Source organism: Streptomyces coelicoflavus (assembly GCF_045041415.1).
Lineage (GTDB): Bacteria > Actinomycetota > Actinomycetes > Streptomycetales > Streptomycetaceae > Streptomyces > Streptomyces coelicoflavus.
In genome coordinates this window covers 4,604,950-4,626,575 of record NZ_CP108218.1, presented here as the reverse complement: position 1 = coordinate 4,626,575, position 21,626 = coordinate 4,604,950, and the positions used below count along the sequence as shown (strand labels likewise).

21 protein-coding genes and 1 tRNA gene are annotated in these 21,626 nt (G+C 72.2%); 13 read left to right on the top strand and 9 right to left on the bottom strand.

Features of this window, described 5'->3' with window-relative positions:
- Positions 1-7: 7 nt before the first annotated feature.
- The 8 genes from OHA99_RS20645 to OHA99_RS20610 all read left to right on the top strand — a co-directional run bounded on the left by OHA99_RS20645 (position 8) and on the right by OHA99_RS20610 (position 9,476).
- Positions 8-430 (top strand): phage tail protein, encoded by a 423-nt coding sequence (locus tag OHA99_RS20645; protein ID WP_054101634.1) that lies wholly within the window; start codon positions 8-10, stop codon positions 428-430.
- 33 nt (positions 431-463) lie between these two features.
- Complete coding sequence (locus OHA99_RS20640; RefSeq protein ID WP_153179231.1) at positions 464-1,183, top strand: LysM peptidoglycan-binding domain-containing protein; 720 nt, start codon at positions 464-466, stop codon at positions 1,181-1,183.
- A complete protein-coding gene (locus OHA99_RS20635; RefSeq protein ID WP_153179230.1) occupies positions 1,183-3,105 on the top strand; it encodes a VgrG-related protein in 1,923 nt (640 codons plus the stop codon). Before OHA99_RS20640 ends, OHA99_RS20635 begins: the two co-directional genes overlap by 1 nt.
- A 70-nt stretch (positions 3,106-3,175) precedes the next feature.
- Positions 3,176-3,640, top strand: a complete 465-nt coding sequence (locus OHA99_RS20630) for a GPW/gp25 family protein (protein WP_153179229.1) — start codon at positions 3,176-3,178, stop codon at positions 3,638-3,640.
- Entirely contained in the window at positions 3,640-5,598 is a 1,959-nt protein-coding gene (locus tag OHA99_RS20625) for a putative baseplate assembly protein (protein ID WP_153179228.1), read from the top strand. Before OHA99_RS20630 ends, OHA99_RS20625 begins: the two co-directional genes overlap by 1 nt.
- A 65-nt stretch (positions 5,599-5,663) precedes the next feature.
- On the top strand, positions 5,664-6,173 hold the full coding sequence (locus OHA99_RS20620; RefSeq protein ID WP_164246917.1) for a phage tail protein: 510 nt from the start codon (positions 5,664-5,666) through the stop codon (positions 6,171-6,173).
- Positions 6,170-7,702: an NADase-type glycan-binding domain-containing protein gene (locus OHA99_RS20615; RefSeq protein WP_405697137.1), complete on the top strand. Its 1,533-nt coding sequence runs from the start codon at positions 6,170-6,172 to the stop codon at positions 7,700-7,702. Before OHA99_RS20620 ends, OHA99_RS20615 begins: the two co-directional genes overlap by 4 nt.
- A gap of 133 nt (positions 7,703-7,835) precedes the next feature.
- Positions 7,836-9,476 carry an alpha/beta hydrolase gene (locus OHA99_RS20610; protein ID WP_405697135.1) on the top strand — a complete coding sequence of 547 codons (1,641 nt, stop codon included), beginning with the start codon at positions 7,836-7,838 and terminating at the stop codon, positions 9,474-9,476.
- A 98-nt stretch (positions 9,477-9,574) separates the two neighbouring features.
- On the opposite strand, the gene OHA99_RS20605 is transcribed toward OHA99_RS20610, so the two are convergent.
- Positions 9,575-9,648 (bottom strand) — tRNA-Thr (locus tag OHA99_RS20605).
- A gap of 220 nt (positions 9,649-9,868) precedes the next feature.
- Between OHA99_RS20605 and msiK the strand changes: the two genes are divergently transcribed.
- The 3 genes from msiK (at position 9,869) to OHA99_RS20590 (ending at position 12,505) form a co-directional block, all read left to right on the top strand.
- Positions 9,869-11,005, top strand: coding sequence for a diacetylchitobiose ABC transporter ATP-binding protein MsiK (msiK, locus tag OHA99_RS20600; protein ID WP_007450959.1), 1,137 nt, complete (start codon positions 9,869-9,871; stop codon positions 11,003-11,005).
- A gap of 264 nt (positions 11,006-11,269) precedes the next feature.
- Positions 11,270-11,725 (top strand): hypothetical protein, encoded by a 456-nt coding sequence (locus OHA99_RS20595; RefSeq protein WP_153181896.1) that lies wholly within the window; start codon positions 11,270-11,272, stop codon positions 11,723-11,725.
- Between the two features lie 42 nt (positions 11,726-11,767).
- Positions 11,768-12,505, top strand: a complete 738-nt coding sequence (locus tag OHA99_RS20590; protein WP_153179209.1) for a nucleotidyltransferase family protein — start codon at positions 11,768-11,770, stop codon at positions 12,503-12,505.
- A gap of 36 nt (positions 12,506-12,541) precedes the next feature.
- On the opposite strand, the gene OHA99_RS20585 is transcribed toward OHA99_RS20590, so the two are convergent.
- The 3 genes from OHA99_RS20585 to OHA99_RS20575 all read right to left on the bottom strand — a co-directional run bounded on the left by OHA99_RS20585 (position 12,542) and on the right by OHA99_RS20575 (position 14,146).
- Complete coding sequence (locus OHA99_RS20585; protein ID WP_405697133.1) at positions 12,542-12,799, bottom strand: hypothetical protein; 258 nt, start codon at positions 12,797-12,799, stop codon at positions 12,542-12,544.
- Entirely contained in the window at positions 12,796-13,143 is a 348-nt protein-coding gene (locus OHA99_RS20580) for a hypothetical protein (protein ID WP_153179207.1), read from the bottom strand. Before OHA99_RS20580 ends, OHA99_RS20585 begins: the two co-directional genes overlap by 4 nt.
- A gap of 88 nt (positions 13,144-13,231) precedes the next feature.
- On the bottom strand, positions 13,232-14,146 hold the full coding sequence (locus tag OHA99_RS20575) for a helix-turn-helix domain-containing protein (protein WP_405697131.1): 915 nt from the start codon (positions 14,144-14,146) through the stop codon (positions 13,232-13,234).
- A gap of 353 nt (positions 14,147-14,499) precedes the next feature.
- Here OHA99_RS20575 and OHA99_RS20570 point away from each other — a divergent pair, with 353 nt between their 5' ends.
- Both OHA99_RS20570 and OHA99_RS20565 read left to right on the top strand, forming a co-directional pair.
- A complete protein-coding gene (locus OHA99_RS20570) occupies positions 14,500-15,348 on the top strand; it encodes a helix-turn-helix transcriptional regulator (protein WP_153179205.1) in 849 nt (282 codons plus the stop codon).
- The gene (locus OHA99_RS20565) at positions 15,345-15,557 is read left to right on the top strand and encodes a DUF397 domain-containing protein (RefSeq protein WP_153179204.1); all 213 of its coding nucleotides are present in this window, start codon (positions 15,345-15,347) and stop codon (positions 15,555-15,557) included. Before OHA99_RS20570 ends, OHA99_RS20565 begins: the two co-directional genes overlap by 4 nt.
- Before the next feature lie 64 nt (positions 15,558-15,621).
- Here OHA99_RS20565 and OHA99_RS20560 read toward each other — a convergent pair whose 3' ends face one another.
- The 5 genes from OHA99_RS20560 to ispD all read right to left on the bottom strand — a co-directional run bounded on the left by OHA99_RS20560 (position 15,622) and on the right by ispD (position 21,526).
- A complete protein-coding gene (locus OHA99_RS20560; RefSeq protein WP_405697128.1) occupies positions 15,622-17,370 on the bottom strand; it encodes a DoxX family membrane protein in 1,749 nt (582 codons plus the stop codon).
- A 117-nt stretch (positions 17,371-17,487) separates the two neighbouring features.
- Positions 17,488-18,432 (bottom strand): 23S rRNA (guanosine(2251)-2'-O)-methyltransferase RlmB, encoded by a 945-nt coding sequence (gene rlmB / locus OHA99_RS20555; protein WP_153179203.1) that lies wholly within the window; start codon positions 18,430-18,432, stop codon positions 17,488-17,490.
- A gap of 133 nt (positions 18,433-18,565) precedes the next feature.
- On the bottom strand, positions 18,566-19,966 hold the full coding sequence (gene cysS, locus OHA99_RS20550; protein WP_405697126.1) for a cysteine--tRNA ligase: 1,401 nt from the start codon (positions 19,964-19,966) through the stop codon (positions 18,566-18,568).
- 248 nt (positions 19,967-20,214) lie between these two features.
- Positions 20,215-20,736: a 2-C-methyl-D-erythritol 2,4-cyclodiphosphate synthase gene (gene ispF, locus OHA99_RS20545; RefSeq protein ID WP_405697123.1), complete on the bottom strand. Its 522-nt coding sequence runs from the start codon at positions 20,734-20,736 to the stop codon at positions 20,215-20,217.
- Complete coding sequence (gene ispD / locus OHA99_RS20540; protein ID WP_153179200.1) at positions 20,726-21,526, bottom strand: 2-C-methyl-D-erythritol 4-phosphate cytidylyltransferase; 801 nt, start codon at positions 21,524-21,526, stop codon at positions 20,726-20,728. The genes ispF and ispD overlap by 11 nt, the downstream gene beginning before the upstream one ends.
- Between the last annotated feature and the right edge of the window lie 100 nt (positions 21,527-21,626).

The window sequence follows — 21,626 nt, the reverse complement described above, 5'->3', positions numbered from 1 at the left end:
ACCCTCGATGACCCGCAAGGACCCGGGCTCCTCCATCTGGTTCAGCCTCGCCATCGACGGCGAGAGCCTCGGTTACTTCAACGGGTGCGAGGGCCTGTCGACCCACGTGGACGTGGAGCAGCGCCAGGAGGGCGGCAACAACGGCTTCGTCTGGCAACTGCCCACCCGCGTCACCTTCTCCAACATCCGGCTGACCCGGCCCCTGACGCCGGACACGGCGAAGGTCGCCAAGTGGATCTCCTCCGTGCAGACCGGCATCAAGCGGCCCACCGCTCAGATCTCGGCGCTGCGCGCGGACGGGACGCTGGTCGCCCGCTGGGGGCTGATCGACGTCCTGCCCGTCAGCTGGCAGGGCCCGAGCCTCGACCCCAACAGCCCGTCCGTGGCCAACGAGGTCCTGGAGATCGCCCACCACGGATTCACGGACTGACGGCGCCCGGCACCGGCAGAGAGAGGAAGAACCATGGCCAGCAGCAAGGGCGCCGGCAAGAGCCTCGTGCGCGCCAACCTCGCCATCCACGAGCCGCCCACCGGCGACTCCACCACCCCCGGAGCGCTGATCCGGAGGTTCGCCTTCGAGTTCAACCCGGCCCAGCTGTCCCTCAGCCAGCGGGCCCAGTGGACGGCGACACCGACGGCGGCCGTGCGCAAGGCCGCGAAGCCTCAGTTCATGGGGGCCGAGCCGCGGGAGATGACCCTGGAGATCTTCCTGGACTCCTCGATGAAGCCCGACGGCAACACCGTGATGAAGAAGGTCGACTCGCTGCTGCTGTGCTGCGAGGTGACCGCCAAGAGCCTGGCCGCCGACCAGCCGTCGCCGCCCTGGGTGGTCTTCGAGTGGGGCTCGTTCTCCACGGCACGGTTCAGCGCCTACGTCGCGTCCATCGAGACCCAGTACAGCCTCTTCGGCACCACCGGCGTCCCCATCCGCGCCACCTGTCAGATGGCGCTGGTGGAGATTCCCGGCCCGACCCCGGGCCAGAACCCGACCTCCGGCGCCCTCACTGCCCAGCGCGTGCACCGGGTCGTCGCGGGGGACTCCCTCCAGTCGCTGGCCTGGAGCGAGTACGGCAGTGCCAACGCGTGGCGGGTGATCGCCGAGGCCAACGGCATCGACGACCCGAACCACCTGCCGACCGGCACCGAACTCATGCTGCCCGCCACCGAGGAGGTGCCTCGCTGATGGTGCGTCCCTCCTTCTCCAGCATCGTCGAGGTGAAGATCGGCGGCGCCAAGCTGCCCGACACCATCGCCCCGATGCTCACCGACGGCTGGGTCGACCAGGGCGTCAACGTCCCGGCGGCGTTCCGCCTCACCTTCCGCGACCCCTACCACCGGCTCCTCGGCAAGCTGAACGTGCAGTTCGGCACCAAGGTCGTGATCACCCCTATCGCCGACGGACACGGCAAGGGAAACCCCCTGCTGACCGGCGAGGTCACCGGCCTGGAGACCGACTACGACGGCACCGGCAGCTTCACCGTCATCCGCGGCTACGACTACGGGCACCGGCTGATGCGCCAGCGCCGGGTGGCCGCGTACCGCAACCAGAAGGCCTCCGACATCGCCCGCAAGCTCGTCGCCATGGACGGCGTGCCCGTCGGCCGCATCCAGCCGACCAAGGGCATGTACGGGTTCATCAGCCAGTCCAACGTCACCGACTGGGACTTCCTGTCCCGGCTGGCCGACGAGAACAAGATGGTCATGTACCTGGACTCCAAGGGGAAGTTCCGGTTCGTCACGCCGAAGCCGTCGGCCGGCGCGCCCTCCCCCAACACGGACGGCGACAAGAGCACCTTCGTCCTCCAGGCCGGCCACGACATCCTGCGGCTGCGGGCCGCCGTGACCGCCGCCGACCAGATCGGCAAGGTCGAGTCGCGCGGCTGGAACGTGACCACCAAGAAGAAGATCACCGAACTCGCGCCCGCCACCACCGATCCCGGCATCAGCATCGGCTCGACCCCGGGAACGGCCGCGGGCAAGTTCAAGCCCGGCAAGCTCGTCGAGACCGCCAACCCCTACGACAAGCAGGACGAGGTCCAGCACGCCGCGAAGGCCCTGGCCGCCGACGTCACCTCCTCCTTCGCCGAGCTGGAAGTCGCCGTCCACGGCCACCCCGACCTGCGGCCCGGTGTCCCCGTCGCCCTGGCCGACGTCGGCAAGCCCTTCGAGGGCAAGTACACCGTCACCTCGGTGCGCCACCACTTCGGCGACGGCGTGGCCTACGAGTCCTGGATCACGGTCAGCGGCCGCCAGTGGCGCTCCCTGTACGGACTCGCCTCGGGCGGCAGCGGCGGCACGGACCCGTCGAGCGCCACCCGGCTGCCCAGCGTCGCCAACGCCATCGTCACCGACGTACAGGACCCCCTCAAGCAGGGCAGGGTCAAGCTGCAGTTCCCCTGGCTGGACGACGCCTACGTCAGCGACTGGGCGCGCAGCGTGCAGATGGGCGGCAAAGGGGGCGGCGGGGTCTTCCCCATGGACGTCGGCGACGAGGTCCTCGTCGCCTTCGACCGGGGCGCCCTCGACCACCCGTTCGTCATCGGCGGGCTCTACAACGGCCGGGACCTGCCCACCAAGGTCTCCGACGTCCCGCTGCACGACGGCCTGAAGAAGAAGGCCGTACGGCACACCCTGTCCGACCGCCAGGGCAACCGCGTCGACCTGCTCAGTCAGCAGACCGGCGGACGCAAACAGGGCGTGCGGATCGCCAGCGGCAACGACAAGCTGACCATCAACCTCGACCGCACCAAGACCGAGATCACCGTCGACAGCAAGGGCAGCGTCAGCATCACCGGCAGCCGTTCGGTGGAGGTGGAGGCGGGCACCAGCCTCACGCTCCGCGGCCGCCGGTCGGTCATGATCGACAGCGGTGGATCACTCGTCCTCAAGGGCAAGGCCATGGTCAGCCTCACCTCCCTGGGCGGCGTGGTCAACATCAGCGCCATGGGCGGCGCCATGAACCTGTCGTCGAGCGGCATGACGACGATCAACGCCACCGGCATGCTGTCGCTCAACGCCGTGGCCAACATGAACATCAAGGCCGTCAAGGTCGACCTCTTCGGTGCCGTCTTCGTCAACACCCTCAAGTACCCCCTTCCGGCATGACCGGACAACAGCCGTACCGGGGCACCGAGTTCGCGGCAGACACAGGAAGAAGAAGGCAGGTGGCTCTCTGATGGCCGAACAGTTCGTCGGCTCCGGCTGGTCGTTCCCCCTGCGCATCGGGCCCACCGGCGGCATCGCCCTCGTCAGCGGCGAGCAGGAGATCGAGGAGGCCATGCAACTCGTCCTGGCCACCGCCCCCGGCGAGCGGCCGATGCGCCCCGAGTTCGGCTGCGCCATCCACGACCTGGTCTTCGCCCCCGTCAACGAGGAGACCGCCGGCCGCATCCAGCACGAGGTGTACTCCACCCTGGACCGCTGGGAGCCGCGCATCGAGGTCCACGACGTCGACGTCAGCTCCGGCGACGACGACCAGAGCGTCCTCTACATCGACGTCCGCTACTCGATCCGCGGCACCAACAACCCGCGCAGCCTCGTCTTCCCGTTCTACGTCATCCCCTCCCACGACGAGCCGGACCTCCCCGACGGTACGGCCGGCCCCGCGGGCCTCCCGGGCTCTCCCGAAAGCGATCGCTGATGTCCCTGCCCTCCCCCAACCTCGACGACCGCCGCTTCCAGCAGTTCGTCGACGACGCCAAGCGCTACATCCAGCAGCGCGCCCCGGAGTGGACCGACCACAACGTCTCCGACCCCGGCATCACGCTCGTCGAGACGCTCGCGCACATGGCCGACCAGATCGTCTACCGCCTCAACCGGGTGCCGGAGAAGAACCACCTCGCCTTCCTCGACCTCGTCGGCATCACCCTGTTCCCGCCCTCCGCGGCCCGCACCGACGTCACGTTCTGGCTGTCCGCGCCGCAGGAGGACGCCATCCTGGTGCCCGTCGGCACCGAGGTCGCCACCCTGCGCACCGAGCGGGACGAGGCGATCGTGTTCAGCACCACCGGCGACCTCACCGTCGTCCCGTGCGCCCTGGGCCACCTGGTCGTGCAGCACAGCGGCCAGGCCGTCACCGACCGCACCACCGACCTCGCCGAGGGCAAGGACCTGATGTGCTTCGCCGAGGCCCCCGCGCCCGGCGACTGCATGCTCATCGGCCTCAGCAACGCCGTCCCCCACTGCGCGCTCGCCCTCGAACTCGACAGCCGCGTCGACGGTGTCGGCGTCGACCCCCGCCAGCCGCCGCTGGTGTGGGAGGCCTGGACCGAGGACGGCTGGCAGTCCTGCGAGGTCGACCGGGACGGCACCGGTGGCCTCAACCGCCCCGGCGACATCGTGCTCCACGTGCCCGGCGGCCACGTCCTGTCCCGCAACGGCGGCCACGAGGCCGGCTGGATCCGCTGCCGGGTCACCGACCCGCTGCCCGGCCAGCCCTTCTACACCACCTCGCCGACCATCCGTTCCGCCGAGGCCTACACGATCGGCGGCACCACCGGCACCGTCCACGCCGAAACCGTCCGCGACGAGGCCCTCGGCGAGTCCACCGGCCTGCCCGGCCAGCGCCTCAGGCTCGAACACGCCCCCGTCGTCGCCGACGACCCGCCCGTCCTCCTCCAGACCGCCGACGACGACGGCTGGCAGGACTGGCAGGTCGTCCCGCACTTCGCCGGCTCCCGCCCCGACGACCACCACATCACCCTCGACGCCGCCACCGGCGAGATCGCCTTCGGCCCCGCCGTCCGCGAGGCCGACGGCACCCTGCGCCAGTACGGCACCGTCGCCCCCAAGGGCGCCGTCATCCGCGCCCTCCGCTACCGCACCGGCGGGGGCAGGGGAGGCAACGTGGCGCGCGGCGCCGTACAGGTGCTGCGCACCTCGATCCCGTACGTCTCCGAGGTCGTCAACCGCGAGGCCGCCCGGGGCGGCGTCGACGGCGAGACCGTCCAGGAGGCGAAGCTGCGGGCACCGATCACGCTGCGCGCCCAGGAACGCGCCGTCACCCTGCGCGACTACGAGGAACTCGCCCGCCGCGCCGCCCCCGAGACCGCCCGCATCACCTGCCTGGAGGGCGAGGAGAACGAGTACGGCGCCCACGCCGTCCGCGTCCTCGTCGTCCCGCAGGCCGTTCCCGACCCCGGCGGACGCCTGCGCTTCGAGCAACTCGTCCCCGGTGACGCCCTGCTGAGCCGCATCACCCGCCACCTCGACGAACGCCGCCTCATCGGGACCCGCCTGTCCGTCGGGCCGCCCTACTACCAGGGCGTCACCGTCGTCGCCACCGTCCACGCCTTCCGCGACGTCGACGCCGACCGCGTGCGCCGCCAGACCCACGACGCCCTCTACCGCCACCTCGACCCGCTCACCGGCGGCGCCGACGGCAGGGGCTGGCCGTTCGGACGCCCCGTGCAGTCCGGCGAGGTCTTCGCCGTCCTCCAGCGCGTGCCCGGCGTCGAACTCGTCGACGAGGTCGTCCTGCACCCGGCCGACCCCCTCACCGGCAAGCGCGGCGACCCCACCGACCGCATCGACCTCGAGGCACCCGCCCTGGTCTTCTCCTACGACCACCGGGTCCGCGTGATCGGGGACGGCGCGTGACGACCGCCCCCGCCTCCCGCCGGGGCTCCGTCGACGGACTCGGCTCCTCCCTGCCCATCGGCTCGATGCTGCCCGCCGTCTTCGCCGACGACGACCTCGCCCTGCGCTTCGTCGGCGGGCTCGACGACGTCCTCGCGCCGATCCTCAGCGTCCTGGACTGCCTCGACACCTACTTCGACCCCGCCCTCACCCCGGCCGACTTCGCCCAGTGGCTCGGCACCTGGGTCGGCGCCGAGACCGACGGCACCGAACCCGAGGCCCGGCTGCGCGCCGCCGTCGCCGCCGCCGCCCGGCTGCACCGCGTGCGCGGCACCCGGCAGGGGCTCTCCGAGGCCGTACGGCTGGCCTTCGGCGCCGTACCGGAGATCACCGAGAGCGGCGGCGCCGACTGGAACGCCCGCCCCCTCGGCCCCTTCCCCGGCCGGCCCCGCCCGTACCTGCACGTCGCCCTCCGGCTGCCCGACCCGAAACCGGCCGACACCCATCGCCTGGACACCCTCGTCGCCGCCGCCCGCCCCGCCCACATGCCCTACACGGTCGAAGTGACCGCCTCCGAAAGGACCCCGGAGAGATGACCACGCAGAACTGCGCCGAGTGCGGAACCCGCGCGGAACCGGGCCAGTCCTTCTGCGACGCGTGCGGCGCCGTACTCAGCTGGGAACAGGCGGGCGCCGCACGCACCGCGCAGCCCGCGGCCGCCACGTCCGACCGGGGCCCCGCCTTCGACGCCTTCGGCGGTGCGGGCGTGCCCCCCGCCCGCACCGGCCGCCCGGCCCCGGCCCCCGCCGCGGACGGCACCGCCGAACCGGCGACGGGCACCATCGGGGACAACCCGACCCTGCCCCAGCCGCGCCGCACGGCAGGCGCCGCGGGCACCCCGGACCCCGGCGGCACGGCCGCCCCGGGGGACACCCCGGGCGACCCGGACCGGGCGGCGGGCTCCGCCGACCGGTCCGGACCGTCCGGCCGGTCCGATCAGCCGGGTCAGCCGGACCCGTCGGCCCAGGCGGCCCAAGCGGCCCAGGCGGCCCAGTCGGCCCAGGCGGCCCAGGCGGCTCAGGCGGGTCAGTCCGGTCCGCCGGGCACGACCGCCGGGAACGGCGCACCCGCCACCGACGAGACGGCCCCCACCGCCCCGGTGCCCGCCGCGGCAGCGGCTCCCGCCCCGGCCCCCGCTCCGAACGCCCTCAGCGACACCATGTCCGACCGGGCCCGCTCCCTCCTCGTCCCCGTCGCCGACCCCGAGGCCCCGGCCCCGACGCCTCCCCCGGCCGTCGCCCCGGTCCTGCCCGGCCGCCCCGACGCGGACCGCCCCCAGGTCCGCGCCCCCGGCCACCAGCCGGACATCGCCAACGGCCCGCCCTGCCCCTGGTGCTCCACCCCCAACCGCCCCGACCGCCACTACTGCGCCCGCTGCGCCATGCCCCTGGTCGCGAGCGGCGACCAGGCCACCGTGCGCGCCCCCTGGTGGCGCCGGCTCTTCGGCGGACGGCGCCGCGAGACCCCGTGGGCCGGCGACCGCCCGCGCCTGCGCCGCGTCTTCGACCGCATCGGCACCTGGATCACCGTCGCCGTCGTGGCCACCCTGGCCGTCCTCGGCTTCATGTACATCCCCGACGGCATCCAGAACACCCGCGACCACTTCGCCAAGCGCGCCCCCGTCTCCCCCGACGGCATCAAGGCCTCGCGCTCCTTCCCCGGCCACAAGCCGGAACTTCTCATCGACAAGCTCAGCAACACCTGGTGGGGGCCGGGCATCTCGGAGTCCGGCAAGGGCGAGTGGATCGAGGCCACCTTCACCGAACCGACCCGCCTGCTGGACGTGATCATCACCCCCGGCGTCTCCTCCAGCGCCAACAAGCTGCAGGAATCCGCCCTGCCGCACCGCATCAAGGCGACGATCACCATGAAGGACGGCTCGATCAAGACCCGCGACCTCACCCTCGACCAGGGCGCCGGCGGCCAGCGACGGCCGTTCCGCGTCGGCGAGGTCACCAAGGTCCGCTTCACCATCGAGTCCGCCCACGCGGCGTCCGCCGAAAAGCAGGTCGCCATCGCCGAGATCGAGTTCTTCGGCCCCTCCAGCGCCAACCGCTCCTCCTGACCCGTCCGGGGCCCCGCCACGGGACGACGTTCCCGAACCGGCGGGGCCCCGCATCCTCCCGGGAACAGCCGGGCCCCCACCCGAACGGACGCCACACCAGGCGCCTCACGCCGGGCCGCCAGAGGCTGAGGCCATGCCCACAGCACGAGCGATATCCACCGCCGTCCTGCTGTCCACGGCCACCCTGCTCGCCTCCTCCCTGACGGCCTGCGCGCCCACGGACCAGGAGCGCGACCGGCAACGCGGCACCGGCGGCACCACCACCGACGCACAGGCCCTGACCAAGCTCCGCCACCAGTCCCCGAACTGGAAGACCTGCCCCGCCCCCTCCCCCGCCCAGGGCGGCGGCGAGGCTCCCGCGGCGCTCCCCGACGGCACCCGGTGGCAGTGCGCCACCCTGCGCACGCCGTTGGACTGGAAGAACCCCTCCGGCGAGTCCATGGACCTCGCACTGATCCGGGCCCGTTCCAGCGGCGCCCCGGACGACCGGATCGGCTCCCTGCTCTTCAACTTCGGCGGCCCCGGCGGCTCCGGCGTCGCCACCCTGCCCGGCCTCGCCCCCGACTACGAGAAGCTCCGCACGCGCTACGACCTCGTCAGCTTCGACCCGCGCGGCGTCGGCGACAGCAGCGGCGTCCGCTGCCTCGACGCCGGCCTCCCCGACGAGGACGAGATCGACCGGACCCCCGACGACGGCGGCGACGAGACCAACGCCCTCGTCCGGTTCAACCGCGAAACGGCGGCCGCCTGCGAGAAGAACTCCGGCGACGTCCTCCCGTACGTCGGCACCACCCAGGCCGCCCAGGACATGGACCTGCTGCGCCACGTCCTCGGCGACGACAAGCTCCACTACTTCGGCATCTCCTACGGCACCGAACTCGGCGGCGTCTACGCCCACTTGTTCCCGGACCGCGTCGGCCGCGCCGTACTCGACGGCGTCGTCGACCCCACCCACGACGCCATGGAGGAAGCCCTCGCCCAGGCCGGCGGCTTCCAGCTCGCCTTCGAGCACTTCGCCGCCTGGTGCGCCCGGCAGGGCTGCACGCTCGGCGACGACGCCGAGGACATCGTCGACCTCACCCTCGACCTCGAGGAAACCCTCGACGACACCCCGCTCCCCACCCCCGACGGCGGCGAAGTCGACGGCGACGCCCTCATCGGGGCCATCACCGGCGCCCTCTACCGTCAGGACTACTGGCCCGCCCTCCGCGTCGGCCTGGAGGCGGTCACCGACGACAACGGCGAGGTCCTGGAGGACCTCGCCGAAGCCCTCGGCCAACACGGCGGCAAGGGCGGCGACACCGACGACGACACGACCGACGAGCAGAGCAACGAGGACGACGCCTTCCGCGCCATCACCTGCGACGACTCCAGCAACCGCTACACCGTCGCCGACGTGCGGTCCCGCCTCCCGGACTTCCTCGAAGCCTCTCCCCTCTTCGGCCCCGGCCTCGCCTGGTCCGCCCTCACCTGCGACGGCTGGCCGGTCCCCGGCACCGCCCCGCACCCCGAGGTCGGCGCCCCCGGCGCACCCCCCGTCCTCCTCGTCGGCAACACCGGCGACCCCGCCACCCCGTACGAGGGCGCCGCCCGCATGGCGGAACGCCTCGGCGAGAAGGTGGGCGTGGAGCTGACCTACGAGGGCGAGGGCCACGGCGCCTACGACAGCGGCAACACCTGCGTCCGGAACGCCGTCGACGCCTACCTGCTGAACGGCAAGCTCCCGGACCCCGGCACGGTCTGCGCGGCGGAGCCGCTTCCGGAGGGCAAGTAGGCCCGACGCCGGACGCCCCATAAACGGACGCCCCATACCGAACGCCCCCGCGATCCAGGATCGCGGGGGCGTCGTCGTACGTCGTCGTACCGGTGCGGAGCCCCCTGTCGGATTCGAACCGACGACCTACGCATTACAAGTGCGTTGCTCTGGCCATCTGAGCTAAGGAGGCACGCGCGCGGCGGGCGCGCGCAGGCTGCTCCACTGTACACAGAGCCCGGTGAACGGTGGAATTCGAAAATTTCGGCGAAATTCACAGACTCCCAGCTACTGACAGATCAGGTGAACGCCGGGTACCGTCCTGCTCAGCTTCACCCGTGTGGACTACACCACCACCTTCCTACAACGGATCGTCCGGCACGTTCCTGCCGGTAGAAGGGGGCCCATTCACCATGGCCACAGTTACGTTCGACAAGGCGACCCGTGTGTACCCGGGTTCCACCAAGCCCGCCGTCGACGGTCTCGACATCGACATCGCGGACGGCGAGTTCCTCGTCCTGGTCGGCCCGTCCGGTTGTGGCAAGTCCACCTCGCTCCGGATGCTCGCGGGGCTCGAGGACGTGAACGGCGGCGCCATCCGCATCGGTGACCGCGACGTGACGCACCTGCCGCCGAAGGACCGGGACATCGCCATGGTGTTCCAGAACTACGCGCTGTACCCGCACATGTCGGTCGCCGACAACATGGGCTTCGCGCTCAAGATCGCCGGCGTCAACAAGGCGGAGATCCGCAAGAAGGTCGAGGAGGCCGCGAAGATCCTCGACCTCACCGAGTACCTGGACCGCAAGCCGAAGGCCCTCTCCGGCGGTCAGCGCCAGCGTGTGGCGATGGGCCGCGCGATCGTGCGTGAGCCGCAGGTGTTCCTCATGGACGAGCCGCTGTCCAACCTGGACGCCAAGCTCCGTGTCTCCACCCGTACGCAGATCGCCTCGCTCCAGCGCCGTCTGGGCATCACCACCGTCTACGTCACCCACGACCAGGTCGAGGCCATGACGATGGGCGACCGCGTGGCGGTCCTCAAGGACGGTCTGCTCCAGCAGGTCGACACCCCGCGGAACATGTACGACAAGCCCGCGAACCTCTTCGTCGCCGGCTTCATCGGCTCCCCGGCCATGAACCTGGTCGAGGTCCCGATCACCGACGGCGGCGTGAAGTTCGGCAACAGCGTCGTCCCGGTCAACCGCGACGCCCTGAAGGCCGCCGCCGACAAGGGCGACACCACGGTCACCGTCGGTGTGCGTCCGGAGCACTTCGACGTGGTGGAGCTGAACGGCGGCGCGGCCAAGACCCTGTCGAAGGACTCGGCGGACGCCCCGGCCGGCCTCGCGGTCGCCGTGAACGTCGTGGAGGAGACCGGCGCCGACGGCTACATCTACGGCACGGTCGAGGTCGGCGGCGAGTCGAAGGACCTCGTGGTCCGGGTCAGCAGCCGCGCGGTGCCGGAGAAGGGCACGACCGTCCACGTGGTGCCGCGTCCGGGCGAGTCGCACGTGTTCTCGTCCTCCACGGGCGAGCGCCTCACCGACTGAGCGGGGTCGCGCGGGGCAATCCCCCGCGAAACCTCCCGTTGAGAAACCACGCGACCGGGTGATTTCACCCGCGTTGACGAAAAGAGCCCCGCGGCCTGCTGCGGGGCTCTTTTCGTTGTCGACAAATACCCCGGCACACCGGACGTTTCGACCCGTGTTCGTCAATCCATTACCGCGCCGAAGGCAACTCATCATCCCCCGATGGGGTGACTAAATGTCGCCAAATCATTACCGGGCGCTACCCTCACTCGCGTGAAGCACTCCGTGAAGCACTCCTCCACCCGACAGACGCGACGCGGCCGGGGCCCCGCCCACCGGATCGGCCGCTCTCTCGCCTTCGTCCTGCCCGTCGTCCTGGTGCTCTCCGGGACTCTCGCGGTCACCCGCGTCGACTGGTCCGGGGATCCCTCGGACTCGGTGCTCGCCGCGTCGGAGGCCTCGTCCTCCAAGGCGTCCTCCGCCCGCGCCGCCCGCGCCCCGCACGAGGTGCTCCGCGACCGGTTGCTGACCGAGTTGCAGGAGGAGGACCCGGGCATCGCGCTGACCCACCTCCAGCAGGCGGTGAACGAGCGCCCGTCGCTGGCCGACCACTGCGCCACCATCGCCCGCGCGCTGGGCCGCGCCGCGGTGAAGGCGTACGGCCCGACGCGCGCCCAGTCGTACGCCCGCCCCGTCTGCGACACCGCCTTCGCCTCGGGCGTCCTGGCCGCGCACAGCTGAGCACCCTCGGGGGAGGGCCGGGGCGCCGCGTACAGTTCGGGCATGACCGATCCGAACGCCGCGTCCCGCCGCCCCGTTCAAGCCGTCGTCCTGGCCGGCGGGCAGGGTTCCCGGCTGCGCCCGTACACCGACGACCGGCCCAAGCCGATGGTCGAGATCCCGGGCACCGGGACGCCGATCATCGGCCACCAGCTCGCCTGGCTCGCCGAGGAGGGCGTCACCGACGTCGTGGTCTCCTGCGGCCACCTCGCCGAGGTCCTGCAGAGGTGGCTGGAGAGCGCCGACCTGCCGCTCTCCGTCACCACCGTCGTCGAGACCGAGCCCCTGGGCCGCGGCGGCGGTCTCAAGTACGCCGCCGCGCACCTCCCGCACCCCGACCGGCCCTGGTACGCCACCAACGGCGACATCTGGACCCGTTTCTCGCTGCGCGACCTGGCCGACTTCCACGCCGAGCGGGACGCCGTCGCGACCCTCGCCCTGGCCCGCCCGCGGCTGCCGTGGGGCGCCGTGCAGACGGACGGCTTCGGCCACATCACCGACTTCATCGAGGCACCGCCGTCGACGTTCGAGATCAACGCGGGCGTCTACGTCTTCTCGCCCGAGTTCGCCGCGATGCTCCCGGAGCGCGGCGACCACGAGCGCACCACCTTCCCCCGCCTGGCCCGCGAACACCGCCTGGCCGGCTTCCCGATCCCCCAGGGCTCCTACTGGCGCGCGATCGACACGGCGAAGGACCTGACGGAGGCGGCCAGGGAACTGGAGGCGCTGGGCGGCCGCTGAGGGGCCTGCACGGTCTTGCCCGGGCGGGCGGCCGCCTCAGAAGCCCAGGTAGGTGATCTGGACGACGTGAACGCGTTCGTCCCGCACGACGATCTGGTACGTGAACATCCCACCGGGAACCGTGATGTCGCCGCCCTTCGGATCGTCTCCGACGTGGGCCCGACCGTGCAGGTACCGCGCTTCTGCCGCTCTGACCAGCTCGGCGGCCCTGTGCTCCACCGCGGTCAGGAAGACTGGCGGAGCAGTTCGGGCGGCTTCCTCGGCGCCGAAGGCGTACTCCCAGGCCCAGCTCAAGCGCGAACTGCCGTCATCGCTTCGTCCAGGACGGTGCTCAGCTCTCGCAGGGCTTCACGGGCCACGTCCGCGTCCTCGTGTTCCAGGTTGCCCTTGGCCCTGGAGTGGCGGGCCGCGAGGTCGGGCCGGCGGGCGATCTCGATGTCACGGGCCCACGCCAGGGCCCAGCCGCGTACCGGGCTGAGCGACTGCCATTCCAGGGCCTTGGCGAAGGCCTCTTCCTTGGTCTGCTGCATCTCCGGCAGACGCCCCGGGGCAACGACGGCGAGGGCGGCCCGCAGCGCGTCCGGCGTCTGCTCGGGACGGGGTACCAGTTCGTGCCCGTGGTCGGCCTGAGTGCTCATGCAGTCCTCCTGAGAGTGCACTGGCCAGGGTAGTCGTCCGGGACGGCTGGGGAGTCGGGGCGCGAACATCAAGGTGCGTATCTCCTGGTCAACGAGTGCGTGCTGGGAATTGCCGGGGAAGCGTCCCGGGCCGTGCGTCGTTGGCCGCCGTACGGCAGTCGCGGCAGCGGGCTTCGGTGTCGGGGGCGCGGAAGCCGCGGTCGCAGCCGTCGCAGTTGCGTAGCTCGTAGGAGCGGGGTGGTCGCGGACCGGGCGGGATCCTGAACGGTGGCGGTGGTGGCAGTCGGTCGGTGAGGCGGTGGGCGAGGAGGGCGGCGGGGCGGCGCAGGGGTTCGTCGGGGAGGCCATCGGTCAGGGCGTGGCGTACGGCGCCGGGGGCGACGTCCCGTTCCAGCCAGGCGGCGACGCCGGGGACCAGGTGGGCGGTGTCGTTGGTGGAGAGGAGGAGGCGGGGGTCGTGGCGGCGCAGGGTGGCGAGGAGGTCGAGGGCCGTCTGGAGGAGGGCCGGGGCCTTGCTGGACGGCTGCGGTACGGCGGGGAGCGCCTTGTGTCCCGTACGGCGTGGCGGCGGGGGCGTGCGCTTCGCGGGTGGGCATCCCGTGTCGGCCGGTTCGCGGCGGCTCGCACCCGGCTGGTTGCAGGAGACGGTGCGGGTGACGATGCGGCCGGTGGTGGTGCGGTGGCGTTCGCGGCGCAGGTAGCCGTGGGCCTCCAGTTCGCGCAGGGCGGCGGCGATACGGGTGGGGCCTTCCGGGAAGCGGGCGGCGAGGGTCTTGATGTCGGCGCCCGCACCGGTCGGCAGCGACTGGAGGTGGCAGCCGAGGCCGATCGCGAGGAGCGACAGCTCCTTGTGCTGGACCAGGTGGTTGCCGATCACCACGAAGCGGGTGGTGTGGCGGGTGTTGTCGTGGGTGATGCCGCCGCCGTGGCGACGCGTACGGGACTGATTGTCAGCAGCGGCTGACTGGGCGCGCGCCGGAGCGCTAGTGTTCTGCTCATCCATCGGGAAGGTCTCGTCTTCTTTGGTGGTTAGGCCCTCGCACCGGGATGCCAGTCCCAGCGGGGGCCGTTGCCTTTTCAGTTGTGCTTGCCTGCGCTGAGAGTAGGGGAGTTGGGGTCCCGAAAATCCAGCCGAGCCGGTGATGTTCACCCACCCGAGTGACGACGCACCTCGGGCGGGAGGGGTGGGGCTTGGTGGGGGTCATTTCTCCCGGGTTCTTTGTCTTGGTAAGGCGCTGACGGCACCGGAACCTCAGAACGCGGGTTCCGGTGACGAGCGGATTCCTGGTTCACGTCACTCAGCGTGGTCATGCGTGCGTACCGTGAGACGTCACTCAGCGACGAAGGGGCGCGCACATGGCGGACGACGTGGATGAGCCGGGGTGGGAGGTCGATCCCGACGACGAGTGGGGCGTCGCGGTCATCGCCACCGTGGGACGGCAGTTGAAGCTCCGTCGCGAGGCGGCGGGGATGCGGGCCGGCGACTTCGGAGTGGCCGTCGGGTACGGGGAGGACCTGGTCTACAAGGTCGAGGGCGGCAAGCGGATTCCCCGGCAGGAGTACCTGGACAGGGCCGACGAGGTGCTGGGGGCCGGTGGGCTCCTCTCGGCGGCCTGGGAGGACGTGAAGAAGGTCCGGTACCCGAAGAGCGTGCGGGCGCTGGCCCAGTTGGAGTCCAGGGCGGTCGAACTGGGCGTGTACGTCGGGCTCAGCATCCACGGGCTGTTGCAGACGCCGGAGCACGCGCGCGCGTTGTTCGAGGTGTGGCAGCCGCCGTACTCGGAAGAGGAGGCGGAGAGTCTGGTCGCCGCCCGCATGGCGCGGAAGTCCATCTTCGAGCGGTCACCGGCTCCGAGCCTGAGTTTCGTACTCGAAGAGGCAACGCTGCGCCGACGCGTCGGGAGCACGATGGTGTGGCGACAGCAGCTCGAACACCTGCTGGAGGTGGCGCAGTTGCGCCACGTCACACTCCAGGTAATGCCTACCAGCGCCGGAGCCCATCCTGGGCTGGACGGAAGGATCGAGGTGCTGAAGTTCGCGGACGGCACTGCGGCAGGTCGTTCCGACGGTGCGTTCGGCGGTCGGCCGACCTTTGACCCGAAGCACCTGCGGATCCTTGAGTTGCGCTATGGGACGATCCGGGCGCAGGCTCTCACTCCTCGGGAGTCGCCGGCCTTCATCGAGCAGCTGCTGGGAGAGACATGATCCGCAAGGCTTGTGCAGAGGACACCACCGAACCCGTCTGGTTCAAGAGCAGTTACAGCGACGGTCCCGACGGCAACTCCTGCGTAGAGATCGCGATAGCACCCCGCACCGTCCACGTCCGCGACTCCAAGCACACGGCGGGCCCCCGGCTCGCCCTCGCGTCGGGCACGTGGACGGACTTCGTGACGTACGCCGCGTCGGAGCGCTGACGGACCAACGACGCGCGCCCTGCACCCCGTTGTGGCCGGGGCGCAGGGCGCGAACGCGTGGGGGCTAGCCCAGGAGGCCGCCCACCAGGCGGCCGCCCGGCTCTCCGGTGGACGACGAGTCGCCGCCGCCGTCGCCGCTCCCGGTGCCGCCCGTGGAGCCACCGCCGCCACTGCCGCCGGTCGAGGTGCCGCCCGCGGTCGGGCCGGCCGTGGTGCTCGGCGCCTCGCCGGCCGGGGAGGACTGCCGGGGCGGGGCCTGGCCCGTGGTGCCCTGGGTCTGGCTCGGGGCACCGCCACCGGTGGCGGTGCCGCTGTCGCGGGTCGCTCCCGGGGTGGTCGCGGAGTCCCGCGAGGGCGTGGACGCGCCCCCGGTGGCGCCCTGGGTGGGCGACGCGGAGGCCTCCGGGGACGAGGGCTTCGGCTTGCTGGCGCCGGGCTCCTGCGGCAGCGGGGAGCCGGGCAGTTCGTTGCGCGGGGCCTCGCCGGGCCCGGGGACGACCACGCGGTCGGCGTCCCGGACGGCACCGCCGAGGACGGAGCCGACGAGGAGGGTGACACCGGCGACGAGGAAGGTGATGAGCGCGCCGCGCCGCAGGACGTAGCGGCGCAGGTCCCAGATGTCGGAGTGGGGGCCGAGCCGGCGCCAGGCACTGCTCGCGAGTCTGCCGTCCACCGAGTAGACGGGTGCCCCGGCGATGATCAGCGGGGACCAGGCGGCGAGGTAGATGATGTCGGGCGCGTCGTAGACCGGGACACTCTTCCAGCTGACGGTGACGAGGAGCGCGGCGGACAGGCCGGCGCCGATGACGGCGGCCACGCGCTGCCAGCAGCCGAGGACGGTCAGGACGCCCACCAGTACCTGGAGGAAGGCGATGACCAGCCCGGCGCCCACGGGGTGGGCCAGGGCGAACTGGCGCAGCGGCTCGGCGACGTCCCAGGGGTGCAGGGTGTTGAGCCACTTGACCATGGAGCCGCGTTCGCCGCCGTCGAAGTAGACGGGGTCGCAGAGCTTGCCCATGCCGGCGTAGATGGAGATGAAGCCGAGGAAGACCCGCAGGGGCAGCAGGACGACGCCGAGGTTCATGCGGCGGCCGGGGAAGTAGGCGTGCCGCGCCGGGTCGTCGGTGCGGCGCCTGCTGCGGGGCTCGCCCCGGTCCGCGTCGTCGTCACCGTAGCCGTAGCCGTCGGTGCCGTAGCCGTCGCCGCGGTGGCCGTCGGTGCCGGTGCCGAAGTCCTGGGGGCCGTAGGCGGCTTCGTCGTAGCCGGGCTCGTCGTAGGCGCTGCCGACGGTGCGCATGGCGGGCAGCAGCCGGGTGCCGTCGGGGACGGGACCGCGCTGGGCGCCGACGAGGGGGGTCTCGAGCGTCTCGGTGGCGGGACCGTCGCCGTAGTCGAGGGGGCCGCCACCGAGGTCGACCCGGGGGATGACCTGAGTGGCCCCGGCGTCGGCGGAGAGGTCGGCGGCCGGGTCGTCCGTGTGGTGGCCGGCTCCCGCGCGCACCGCTTGGAGCAGCCGGTGTGCGCCGGTGTCGTCCGGGTCGGAGCGCCCGCTCCACACGACGGCGCGGCGGCGGCCCGCGGCCGGGGCGGCGGGCATGCGGGCGGTGCCCTGGGTGGCGCTCAGGTGCCGCGCGATCCGCGGGGACTGGGTCCGCCGCGCGGAGGCACCGAACTGCACGCGGAAACTCGCGTGGTTGACGATGACCTGGGCCGGATCGCTCGGCACCTTCACCATGCTCAGCGCGGGAGCGTCGTCGTATCCCGACGAGCGGTCCCCCGTGGGTGTGCGGGGTGTTCTGGTGTCCACACTCATCTAACCGAGTGATGTGTCGTTAGGACACTGCCTTGACCGCCCCGATCTGTCCGGACCGCGTCAAGCATGTCCGGACAGCCTCGAACACCCCGTATGGGCTATCCGGCGAACACGCGTTCAGCTCCGCCGACGCGCCGCCTCGTACAGCACGATCCCCGCCGCCACACCGGCGTTGAGGGACTCGGCGCCGCCCGGCATCGGAATCCGCACCCGGAAGTCGCACGTCTCGCCGACGAGCCGCGAGAGCCCCTTGCCCTCGCTGCCGACGACGATGACCACGGGGCCGTCGAGGGCCTCCAGGTCGCCGAGTTCGGCCTCGCCGTCGGCGGCGAGGCCGACGACCGTGATGCCGGCCTTCTGGTACGTCTCCAGCGCCCGGGTGAGGTTGGTGGCGCGGGCCACCGGCGTACGGGCGGCCGTACCGGCGGACGTCTTCCAGGCGCCCGCCGTCATGCCGGCCGCGCGCCGCTCGGGCACCACGACGCCGTGGCCGCCGAAGGCGGAGACGGAGCGGACGACGGCGCCGAGGTTGCGCGGGTCGGTCACCCCGTCGAGGGCGACGATCAGCGGGTCCGCGCCCTCGTCGTGGGCGGCGGCGACCAGGTCCTCGGGGTGCGCGTACTCGTACGGCGGCACCTGGAGCACGAGCCCCTGGTGGTTCAGCCCGTTGGTCATCCGGTCCAGCTCGGGACGCGGCGCCTCCATCAGGTTGATCCCGCCGCGCTCGGCGGCGAGCTGGAGGGCCTCGCGCACCCGCTCGTCGTTGTCGATGAACTGCTGGACGTAGAGCGTGGAGGCGGGCACGCCCTCGCGCAGCGCCTCGTAGACGGGGTTGCGGCCGACGACCAGCTCGGACGTCGAGCGGCCACCGCCGCGCCGCTGCTGCGGGCGGCCGCCGGTGGCGCGGCGCGCCTTGGCGTTGGCGGCGCGCTGCTTGGCGTGTCCCTTGCGCATCTCGGCGGGGGGCGTCGGCCCCTTGCCTTCCAGGCCCCGGCGTCGCTTGCCGCCACTGCCGACCTGCGCGCCCTTCTTGCCGGACATGCGGCGGTTGTTCGCGGCCATGAGTACCTGTCTCCGCTTCTCTGCGTCTCTGGGTCTTACGGGGTGTGCGTCGTACGTGCGTCTTATGCAGTGTGCCGCCCGGAGGGCCGGGCGGCACAATCGATCTACGATCCCGGACGATCCCGGACTCGGGTCAGCGGGGGCCGAGGCTCCAGCGGGGTCCCTGCGGGCCGTCCTCGATGACCAGCCCGGACTGCCCGAGCCGGTCGCGGATGGCGTCGGCCGTGGCCCAGTCCTTCCGCGCCCGCGCGCCCTCGCGCTGGTCGAGCACGAGCCGTACGAGGCTGTCGACGACGTGCCGCAGATCCTCGCCCTGCTCCTGCTCCCCGGCCCACCGCGCGTCCAGCGGGTCGAGGCCGAGGACGCCGAGCATGGCCCGCACCTCGGCGAGCCGGCCGACGGCGGCCTCCTTGTCGTCGGCGGCCAGCGCGCTGTTGCCCTGCCGGACGGTGGTGTGCACGATCGCGAGCGCCTGCGGGACGCCCAGGTCGTCGTCCATCGCCTCGGCGAAGGCGGGCGGCACCTCGGCGGCGGGCTCGACGGCGTGCCCGGCCAGCTCGGTGACGCGCTGCACGAAGCCCTCGATCCGCGCGTACGCCGACTCGGCCTCGCGCAGGGACTCCTCGCTGTACTCGATGGTGGAGCGGTAGTGCGGGGTGCCCAGGTAGTAGCGCAGCACGACCGGCCGCCACTTCTTCACCATCTCGCTGACGAGCACGCTGTTGCCGAGCGACTTGGACATCTTCTCGCCGCTCATGGTGACCCAGGCGTTGTGCACCCAGTAGCGGGCGAAGGCGTCGCCGAAGCCCTTGGCCTGGGCGATCTCGTTCTCGTGGTGCGGGAAGATCAGGTCGATCCCGCCCCCGTGGACGTCGAACTCCTCGCCCAGGTACTTGTGCGCCATCGCGGAGCACTCCAGGTGCCAGCCCGGCCGCCCCCGGCCCCACGGCGTCTCCCAGCTCGGCTCCCCGGGCTTGGCCGCCTTCCACATGGCGAAGTCCCGCGGGTCCCGCTTGCCGGTCTCGCCCTCGCCGGCGGGCTGGCGCAGCTCGTCGATGTCCTGGTTGGACAGCGACAGGTAACCGGGCAGGGACCGTACGTCGAAGTAGACGCTGCCGTCGGCCTCGTAGGCGTGGCCGCGCTCGATGAGGCCGCGCATCATCTCGACCATCTCGGTGATGTGGCCGGTGGCGCGGGGCTCGTACGTCGGCGGCAGGCAGCCGAGGGCGTCGTAGGCGTCGTTGAACGCCCGCTCGTTCTCGTACCCGATGGACCACCAGGGGCGGTGCTGTTCAGCCGCCTTCGTGATGATCTTGTCGTCGATGTCGGTGACGTTGCGGACGAACGTGACGTCGTAGCCGCGGTACGCGAACCAGCGGCGCATGATGTCGAAGTTCAGCCCGGAACGGATGTGCCCGATGTGCGGGGCGGCCTGCACGGTGGCACCGCACAGGTAGATCGAGACGCAGCCCGGCGTGAGGGGGGCGAAGTCACGGATCTGCCGGGCGCTGGTGTCGTACAGGCGAATAGTCACGGGTCCAAGGGTAGTAGGCGCCGGACAGTGCCCAGGGCACACCTGCCCCGTTGTTGCACGACCGAGCCGGAACGGGCGACGCCCCCCGCCCCCGCGAGCCGCAGCACCGAGAGGGCACCCTCTGAGCCGACCGAGTCGGGTGGCGGGTGGGCATAGGCGGGGTCCAGGGGCGGAGCCCCTGGCGGGGTGCGGGGCGGAGCCCCGGACGGCGCGTCCCCCGGCGGCACCCCTTCCACCGCGCCGCCCGGCTAGGGCACCCGCACGACCAACGCCGTGGCCACCGCCATCAGCCCCTCCCCCCGCCCGGGAAACCCGAGCCCGTCCGTCGTCGCCCCCGACACGGACACCGGCGCCCCCACCGCCGCGGAGAGAACCGCCTCCGCCTCGTCCCGCCGCTTGCCGACCTTCGGCCGCGCCCCCACCACCTGCACCGCCACGTTCCCGATCCGGAACCCCCCGTCCCGCACGATCCGCGCCGTCTCCGTCAGCAGCGTCACCCCGGACGCCCCGGACCACTCCGGCCGCCCGGTGCCGAAGTGCTGCCCGAGATCCCCGAGCCCCGCCGCCGAGAACAACGCGTTGCACGCCGCGTGCGCGACGACGTCCGCGTCGGAGTGCCCGGCGAGCCCGGGACCCTCGCCCTCCCACTTCAGACCGGCGCACCACAGCTCGCGCCCGTCCTCGAAGGCGTGGATGTCCGTACCGATCCCGACCTGCGGCAACAGCAGCGGCTGCTCGCCCGTCTCAGAACCGGTCGCCTCAGAACCCATCGTTCAGCCTCCTGCGCGCCAGTACCGCCTCCGCGAGCACCAGGTCGAGCGGGCGCGTCACCTTGAACGCCTCCTCGTGCCCCGGCACCACCACCACCGCGAGCCCCAGCTGCTCGACCATGCTCGCGTCGTCGGTGACGTCGTCGGTCACCGTCCCGTGGGCCCGCACCAGCGTCGCGCGGTCGAAACCCTGCGGGGTCTGCACCGCGCGCAGCCGCGCCCGCTCGGGCGTGGCCACCACCGGCTCCGGCTCGCCGGGCGTCCCGGCGGGCTCGACCTGCTTGACGGTGTCGGCGAGCGGCACCGCCGGCACCACGGCGGGCGCGCCCTCCCGTACGGCGTCGATCACGGCGTCCACCGTGTCGACCGGCACCAGCGGCCGGGCCGCGTCGTGCACGAGGACGATGCCGTACTCGGGCGGCAGCGCGTCCAGGCCGAGCCGTACGGACTCCTGCCGCGTCTCGCCGCCGGGCACGACGAGGAAGTCGGTCCTCCCCCAGCTACCGCTGGGGGGACCCCCAGGCAGCGCATGCGCGTCCAGGAGGTTCTTCACCTCGGCCGCGCCGTCGGGCGGTGCGACGACCACGACGAGGGAGACCGCGCGGGAGGCGGCCATCGCGCGGACCGCGTGGATCAGCATGGGCGTGCCGCCCAGCGCGCGCAGGGCCTTGGGGGCGCCCGGGCCGAGCCGTACGCCCCGGCCCGCGGCCGGAATCACGGCGGCGGTCGGTGTGTTCGCACGGGTACCGGCGGCCTGCGGGGTGGGCGAGGGACGCGATTCGTCAGACATCGGTTCCTGTCAGGTTTGTGTGCTCGACCTACTTGGGTATGGCCTCACCGTGCCGGGCGCGATGCCTTGACCGGACCCTTCCGTGACCCTGGTCGAGCCA

Coding starts and splice junctions, on each gene's coding strand:
- OHA99_RS20590 (WP_153179209.1), top strand. CDS start 11,768: ATGACCGATCCGAACGCCGCGTCCCGCCGCCCCGTTCAAGCCGTCGTC.
- OHA99_RS20645 (WP_054101634.1), top strand. CDS start 8: ATGACCCGCAAGGACCCGGGCTCCTCCATCTGGTTCAGCCTCGCCATC.
- OHA99_RS20610 (WP_405697135.1), top strand. CDS start 7,836: ATGCCCACAGCACGAGCGATATCCACCGCCGTCCTGCTGTCCACGGCC.
- rlmB (WP_153179203.1), bottom strand. CDS start 18,432: ATGGCCGCGAACAACCGCCGCATGTCCGGCAAGAAGGGCGCGCAGGTC.
- OHA99_RS20580 (WP_153179207.1), bottom strand. CDS start 13,143: ATGAGCACTCAGGCCGACCACGGGCACGAACTGGTACCCCGTCCCGAG.
- OHA99_RS20635 (WP_153179230.1), top strand. CDS start 1,183: ATGGTGCGTCCCTCCTTCTCCAGCATCGTCGAGGTGAAGATCGGCGGC.
- OHA99_RS20565 (WP_153179204.1), top strand. CDS start 15,345: ATGATCCGCAAGGCTTGTGCAGAGGACACCACCGAACCCGTCTGGTTC.
- OHA99_RS20640 (WP_153179231.1), top strand. CDS start 464: ATGGCCAGCAGCAAGGGCGCCGGCAAGAGCCTCGTGCGCGCCAACCTC.
- OHA99_RS20575 (WP_405697131.1), bottom strand. CDS start 14,146: ATGGATGAGCAGAACACTAGCGCTCCGGCGCGCGCCCAGTCAGCCGCT.
- OHA99_RS20625 (WP_153179228.1), top strand. CDS start 3,640: ATGTCCCTGCCCTCCCCCAACCTCGACGACCGCCGCTTCCAGCAGTTC.
- ispD (WP_153179200.1), bottom strand. CDS start 21,526: ATGTCTGACGAATCGCGTCCCTCGCCCACCCCGCAGGCCGCCGGTACC.
- OHA99_RS20620 (WP_164246917.1), top strand. CDS start 5,664: ATGCTGCCCGCCGTCTTCGCCGACGACGACCTCGCCCTGCGCTTCGTC.
- msiK (WP_007450959.1), top strand. CDS start 9,869: ATGGCCACAGTTACGTTCGACAAGGCGACCCGTGTGTACCCGGGTTCC.
- OHA99_RS20560 (WP_405697128.1), bottom strand. CDS start 17,370: ATGAGTGTGGACACCAGAACACCCCGCACACCCACGGGGGACCGCTCG.
- OHA99_RS20570 (WP_153179205.1), top strand. CDS start 14,500: ATGGCGGACGACGTGGATGAGCCGGGGTGGGAGGTCGATCCCGACGAC.
- ispF (WP_405697123.1), bottom strand. CDS start 20,736: ATGGGTTCTGAGGCGACCGGTTCTGAGACGGGCGAGCAGCCGCTGCTG.
- OHA99_RS20630 (WP_153179229.1), top strand. CDS start 3,176: ATGGCCGAACAGTTCGTCGGCTCCGGCTGGTCGTTCCCCCTGCGCATC.
- OHA99_RS20615 (WP_405697137.1), top strand. CDS start 6,170: ATGACCACGCAGAACTGCGCCGAGTGCGGAACCCGCGCGGAACCGGGC.